Annotated in this window: 6 protein-coding genes; all 6 read left to right on the top strand. The window is 64.0% G+C overall.

Annotated elements, in window-relative coordinates:
- The coding region (locus tag EOA28_RS21280) for an isocitrate/isopropylmalate family dehydrogenase (RefSeq protein WP_148670788.1) at positions 1 to 662 on the top strand (662 nt) is incomplete at its 5' end.
- A gap of 4 nt (positions 663 to 666) precedes the next feature.
- Complete coding sequence (locus EOA28_RS21275) at positions 667 to 1,815, top strand: alpha-hydroxy acid oxidase (protein ID WP_127252709.1); 1,149 nt, start codon at positions 667 to 669, stop codon at positions 1,813 to 1,815.
- Between the two features lie 109 nt (positions 1,816 to 1,924).
- Positions 1,925 to 2,818 carry an S-formylglutathione hydrolase gene (gene fghA, locus EOA28_RS21270; protein WP_127252708.1) on the top strand — a complete coding sequence of 298 codons (894 nt, stop codon included), beginning with the start codon at positions 1,925 to 1,927 and terminating at the stop codon, positions 2,816 to 2,818.
- Positions 2,819 to 2,922: 104 nt separating this feature from the next.
- A complete protein-coding gene (locus EOA28_RS21265) occupies positions 2,923 to 3,375 on the top strand; it encodes a DUF2231 domain-containing protein (protein ID WP_127252707.1) in 453 nt (150 codons plus the stop codon).
- A gap of 40 nt (positions 3,376 to 3,415) precedes the next feature.
- Positions 3,416 to 4,708 (top strand): sorbosone dehydrogenase family protein, encoded by a 1,293-nt coding sequence (locus EOA28_RS21260; protein WP_245463437.1) that lies wholly within the window; start codon positions 3,416 to 3,418, stop codon positions 4,706 to 4,708.
- Positions 4,709 to 4,950: 242 nt separating this feature from the next.
- On the top strand, positions 4,951 to 6,009 hold the full coding sequence (locus EOA28_RS21255; protein WP_127252705.1) for a glycosyltransferase family 4 protein: 1,059 nt from the start codon (positions 4,951 to 4,953) through the stop codon (positions 6,007 to 6,009).
- Positions 6,010 to 6,265: the final 256 nt, after the last annotated feature.

The following is a 6,265-nucleotide window of genomic DNA, read 5'->3' as shown; positions in this document are numbered from 1 at the left end:
GGGCAGGGGCGTTGCTGCGCGGCCAAGTGGCGGTCGACACGCTCGTGCAGACGCGCGCCGGTATCGAGCGCATCGTGCGCAAGGCCTTCGAGCTGGCGCGCCAGTCGAACGGCGCGCCGCGCGACGGCGTGCGGCGGGTGACATGCTGCGACAAGGCCAACGTGCTGCGCAGCTACGCGTTTTTCCGCTCCGTCTTCGACGAGGTGGCGAAAGACTATCCCGACATCGAGACGGAACATGCGCTGGTCGACGCCATGGCCATGCATCTCGTGCTGAAGCCCGGCCATTTCAACGTCATCGTCAGCGAGAACATGTTCGGCGACATTCTGTCCGACCTGGCGGCGGCGACGGTGGGCGGAATGGGCATGGCGCCTTCGGCCGAGGTCGGCGACGCGAATGGCTTCTTCCAGGCTGCCCACGGCTCCGCGCCGGATATTGCCGGCAAGGGAATCGCCAATCCCTACGGGACGATCTTGTCGGCGGCGGCGATGCTCGACTGGCTTGGCCGCGGACATGGCGACGAAAGGCTGCTGCGGGCCGCCGAACAGATCCGCCATGTGACGGAGGCGTGCCTGGCGAACGGGCTGCTCAGCGCCGATCTGAAGGGGAAATCATCGACCGCCGAGATCACCGGAAACGTCTGCGACCGGCTCGCGGCCTGAGGCGATGGGGCGGCTCGATCGCTGCGTTTCGGTGGAAGATTTCCGCCGGCTGGCGCGCCGCCGGCTGCCGAAATCGGTCTTCGAGTTCGTCGATGGCGGGGCAGGCCAGGAGCTGACCCTGCGCGACAACCGCGCCGGTTTCAAGCGCATCCGGCTGCTGCCGCGTGTTCTTACCGACGTATCCCGGCCCAATCTCACCACCACCTTGTGGTCGAGGACCTATCCGACGCCGCTGGTGATCAGCCCGATGGGGTCCTGCGCGCTCGTTCGCCCCGGCGCTGACATCGCCATTGCTTCAGCGGCCACGGCGCGCGGCATTCCCTACACGCTGTCGACCATGGCGACGACCGGCATCGAGCGGATGGCGAGAGCTGTCCAGGGACCGCTCTGGTTCCAGCTCTATGTGCTGAAGGATTTCGATTTCAATCGCCGGCTGGTGCGGCAGGCTGAAGAGTTCGGTTATTCGGCGCTGGTCGTCACCGTCGACCTCCAGGCTGGTGGCAAGCGCGAGAAGGATCTGAGGAACGGGATTTCGATCCCGCTGCGGCCCTCCCTGCGGCACGTGATCGAAGGGATCGCGCATCCGGGATGGTCGTTTCGCCTGCTTCGCGGCGGCCTGCCTCAGTTCGAGAATGTCCGCGGTTACCTTGGTGACACCAGCGCGGGGCCGACGATCGCGGCGCGCGTCGGCCACAATCTCCATGCTGGCTTCGACTGGAACGATTTTCGTTCGATCCGCGACTGGTGGAAGGGGCCGCTGATCGTCAAAGGCGTCCTGCACCCGGACGATGCCGTGAGATTGATCGCGGAGGGCGCGGACGGGATCTGGGTTTCCAATCACGGCGGCCGCCAGCTCGACGGCGCGGTCGCGAGCATCGATGCGACCGGCGCCGTGCATGCGGCCGTTGGCGGCCGGGCTCCGATCCTGATCGATTCCGGTATCCGTACCGGCATGGACGTGATCAAGGCAAAGGCGCGCGGCGCGGCCGCCTCGGCAATCGGCCGCGCCGCCCTGTTCGGCGCAGTGGTGGGACAGGCCGGCGTCGAGCGGGTGCTGGATATCCTGCTCGACGAGATCGCGACCGGCCTGAAGCTGTGCGGAGTGCCCGGTTTTCAACAAGTCGGCCCAGACCTGATTGCGCCGGCGGGCTAACCGAACGAAACCTTTGTCGCGCCACCCCTGCGGTTTGCCGAGGCGCCAGGTTGCGCCGATCATGGCCGGCGGTTATGCCGGGCCAGGATTTCCAAACGAGAGGCAACCGATGAAGGTCGTTTCCACCTCCAAAGCGCATGGCGGCATCCAGGGCGTCTATTCACATGCTTCGGAGGTCTGCGCCTGCGACATGACCTTCGCGGTGTTCGTGCCGCCCCAGGCCGAGGACGGGCGGCTTCCGGTCCTGTGGTACCTGTCGGGCCTGACCTGCACGCATGCGAACGTCATGGACAAGGGCGAGTACCGGCGCCTGGCATCCGAGCTCGGGCTCGTCATCGTGTGTCCCGACACCAGCCCGCGCGGCGCCGACGTTCCAGACGAGAAGGACAATTGGCAGTTCGGCTGCGGCGCCGGTTTCTATCTCGACGCGACCGAGCAGCCTTATGCGAAGAACTACCGCATGTATTCCTACATCGCCGAGGAATTGCCTGCGCTGGTCGCCGCCAATTTTCCGGTCGACATCTCGCGCCAAGGCATTTTCGGCCATTCGATGGGCGGGCATGGCGCGCTGACGATCGCGCTGAAGAACCCTGAACGCTATCGGAGCTGCTCGGCCTTCGCGCCGATCGTGCAGCCCTCGACGGCCGGCTGGTCAAGCCCCGCTTTCGAGAAGTATCTCGGATCGGACGAAAAGAGCTGGCGCGCCTATGATGCGACGCTGCTGATCGAGGACGGCAAGCGCTTCCCGGAATTTCTCGTCGACCAGGGCACGGCGGATGGTTTCCTGCAGGATGGCCTTCGCCCATGGCTGCTGGAAGAAGCCTGCAAGAAGGCAGGCGTCGATCTGAACTTGCGCATGCAGGAAGGCTACGACCATTCCTACAATTTCATTTCGACCTTCATGGACGATCATCTGAAGTGGCATGCCAGCCGTCTTAAAGACATTCGCAGAATGCGCGCCCCGCCGCAATCGAACGGTCCATTCCGGGTCACCCGTGACTGAAGGGATATCGGCGTTCACCTTCCGGTGAGCGCGCGTATTTCCGGCGGAACATTCCTCTTTTCGCTCTGTTAGACCCAAGCAGCAGCGCGGAAAGGAGCTTGCGCATGGACAATCCGCGATCCACGGCAAGCATAGCCGGCCATCCCATCCATCCCATGCTCGTCACCATCCCAATCGCCTGTTTCGTCGGGACCTTGCTCACCGATATCGCCTATTGGCGGACGGCCGAAATGACCTGGGCCAACTTCTCAACCTGGCTTGTAACCGTCGGTGTCATCGTCGGCATTCTGGCTGCCATAGCGGGGCTTACCGACTTTCTTGGCAGCCGCAGGATACGCGCCCAGCCGACGGCATGGCTGCATATGGCCGGCAACCTCGTCGTGCTGGTGCTGTCCTTCTTCAACATGCTCATCCACACGCGCGATGCCTGGACATCCGTCGTGCCGGCCGGGCTGATCCTGTCGGCGCTGGTGGTGATCATCCTGATCTTCACGGGCTGGCTCGGCTGGGCGCTGGTCTATCGCCATCACGTAGGAGTGGCCGATGAGACGACCTGACAGCCCGATAACATCAGCGACCGCCGCGCTTTGTTGCGCAATGGCTCTGGGCGTTGCCGGCTGCAGCGACGACAACACCGATCCGAACGCGCAGATCGGGCCGAACCCGAAACTGCCGGAGATAAATCAATACCTATTCCCGCCAATGCATCTGGCCTCGGTGGTCGGCTGGAAAAACGATGAGAAGCCGGCTGTGGCACGGGGTCTGCAGATCGAGGCGCTGGCCAAGGGGCTTCAGCATCCGCGCTCGCTTTACGTGCTGCCAAATGGCGACATACTGGTGGTGGAGTCCAAGGCGCCGGATGAAGCATCGGTCAAGCGGCCGAAGGATATCGTCATGGGCTGGGTCGAAAGCTGGGTGACCTCCGGCGGCGATACCGGACCGAGCAACCGCATCACGCTGCTGCGCGACACCAATGGCGACGGCAAGCCGGATTACCAGGGCGTCTTCCTCGACCATCTCAATTCGCCCTTCGGCGTGGCGCTGGTCGGCAACGACCTCTATGTCGCCAACACCGATGCTATCGTGCGCTACCCGTACCAACCGGGCGATACGAAGATCACCGCGCCGGGCAAGGTGCTGACGGAACTGCCGGGCGGGCCGATCGATCACCACTGGACGAAGAGCCTGGTGGCGAGTCCGGACGGCTCATTGCTCTATGTCGGCGTCGGCTCGAACAGCAACATCACCGAGAACGGCATCCAGGCCGAAAAAGACCGCGCCGCGATCTGGGAGGTCGATCGCGCCACCGGCCGCTCGCGCATCTTCGCCAGCGGGCTGCGTAATCCCAACGGCCTGTCGTTCGAGCCTGAGAGCAAGGCCCTGTGGGCGGTGGTCAACGAGCGCGACGAGCTCGGACCGAACCTCGTGCCGGACTATATGACGTCGGTGAAGGACGGCGCCTTCTATGGCTGGCCCTACAGCTATTACGGCCAGCATGTCGATCCGCGCGTGATGCCGCAGCGGCCGGACCTGGTGGCGAAGGCCATCCCGCCGGACTATGCGCTGAGCTCGCATGTCGCGCCTGTCGGGCTCGCCTTCTACACCGCAAGCAACCTGCCGCAATCCTATCGCGGCGGCGCCTTTGTCGGCGAGCATGGCAGCTGGGACCGCTCCCAGTTCAATGGCTACAAGGTGGTTTTCGTGCCGTTCAGCGGCGGGCATCCGAACGGCATGGCGCAGGACGTCGTCACCGGCTTCCTCAACGACAAGGGCGAGGCAAGGGGCCGCCCGGTCGGCGTTGCCGTCGATAAATCCGGCGCGCTGCTGATTGCCGACGATGTCGGCAACACGGTGTGGCGTGTCACCGCGGCGGCGCCAGGATCGACGTGAGGGAAGGCATCCTTCGACACTGCCGCCCGGCCTGGCCGATCAATTGAACGGTGATGCCGTAGAGGCGCGATAATCCGGCCGGAAACAGTGGGATCCCGCGCAGGAGACCGTGGCTTCTGGCGCGGAGACCCTGGGCAAAGCGCGGCGCGGCAAAATCGGCGGCCAACGGCACCTCGACCAATTGGGCAGGAACGATCTGGCGGCTGACGCATTTTGCTTCGCGTCAACAGCCGAGGGACCCGATGCGCATTGCCCATGTCGCGCCGCTCTATGAATCGGTGCCGCCGAAACTCTATGGCGGGACCGAGCGGATCGTCTTCTACATCACCGAAGCTCTGGTCGAGCTTGGCCACGATGTGACGCTGTTCGCGAGTGGCGACAGCGAGACGTCGGCCAAGCTGGTGCCCGCGCGTGACCAGGCGATACGTCTCGATCCGCGGCCGAAGAAATCGGAGATCGCCGCGCATCTCGCCATGCTCGCCGATGTGCGCGCGCGCGCCGGCGAGTTCGACGTCATCCATTTCCATCTCAGCCACTTCCTGCATTTTGCGTTCTTCGAGAACATTGCGGAGCGGACCGTGACGACGCCGCATGGTCGGCTCGACTATGTCGACCTGGCGCCGGCCTATAAGCGCTTCCCGCGTTTCCCGATGATTTCGATTTCGCACAGCCAGAAGCGCGGTCTGCCCGACGCCAACTGGCTCGCCACGATCCATCACGGACTGCCGCTCGATGCCTACCAACCGACCTATGAGCCGCAGGCGGAAGAACCATATCTCGCCTTCCTCGGGCGCCTGTCGCGCGACAAGCGGCCGGACCGCGCCATCGAGATCGCGCGACGGTCCGGGTTGAGGCTGAAGCTGGCGGCCAAGATCGGTGACGACGACCGCGCCTATTTCCGCGACAATATCGAGGCGCTCATCGATGGCGACCGCATCGACTATGTCGGCGAAATCACCGAGGACGAGAAGGCCGAATTCCTCGGCAATGCGGCGGGCCTTTTGTTTCCCATCGACTGGCCGGAGCCGTTCGGCCTCGTCGCGATCGAGGCCATGGCCTGCGGCACGCCGGTGATCGCCTGGAACAACGGTGCCTTGCCGGAGATCGTCGACGACGGCGTCACCGGCTTCGTCGTGGACAGTGTGGACGCCGCGGTCGCGTCGATACCGGCGCTTCTCGATCTCGACCGGTGGCGGGTGAGGGCGATGTTCGAGAAAAGGTTCTCGGTGGCAAGAATGGCAAGCGACTATGTCGCTGCCTATATGCGTCTGAGCGGCATGCCGGAGGCCAAGGCCTCCTGACCTTCATCCCTAGAGCCGGATGGTTTCAGGTCTGCTCGACCTGAAATCTCAATCCGGCTCTAAATCAAAGCGATAGAGCATAATGTTGTCCGAAAACCGCTTCACACTTTTCGGCATCATGTTCTAGGGCGGGGCAAACGAAGAGGTGACGAATGACGGAGCTCGACGAGCGCAAGCTCGATCCTGCCGTAGCCCTTTCTTCACTCGACGAAACGGCGCCGCGCGAACCGCACCGGCTTTTCGCCCTCAAGCAGGG

The organism is Mesorhizobium sp. M2A.F.Ca.ET.067.02.1.1, assembly GCF_004023285.1.
GTDB lineage: Bacteria > Pseudomonadota > Alphaproteobacteria > Rhizobiales > Rhizobiaceae > Mesorhizobium.
The sequence above is the reverse complement of the archived record's forward strand: the minus strand, read 5'-3'. Positions and strand labels throughout refer to the sequence as shown.

Coding starts and splice junctions, on each gene's coding strand:
- EOA28_RS21275 (WP_127252709.1), top strand. CDS start 667: ATGGGGCGGCTCGATCGCTGCGTTTCGGTGGAAGATTTCCGCCGGCTG.
- fghA (WP_127252708.1), top strand. CDS start 1,925: ATGAAGGTCGTTTCCACCTCCAAAGCGCATGGCGGCATCCAGGGCGTC.
- EOA28_RS21265 (WP_127252707.1), top strand. CDS start 2,923: ATGGACAATCCGCGATCCACGGCAAGCATAGCCGGCCATCCCATCCAT.
- EOA28_RS21260 (WP_245463437.1), top strand. CDS start 3,416: ATGGCTCTGGGCGTTGCCGGCTGCAGCGACGACAACACCGATCCGAAC.
- EOA28_RS21255 (WP_127252705.1), top strand. CDS start 4,951: ATGCGCATTGCCCATGTCGCGCCGCTCTATGAATCGGTGCCGCCGAAA.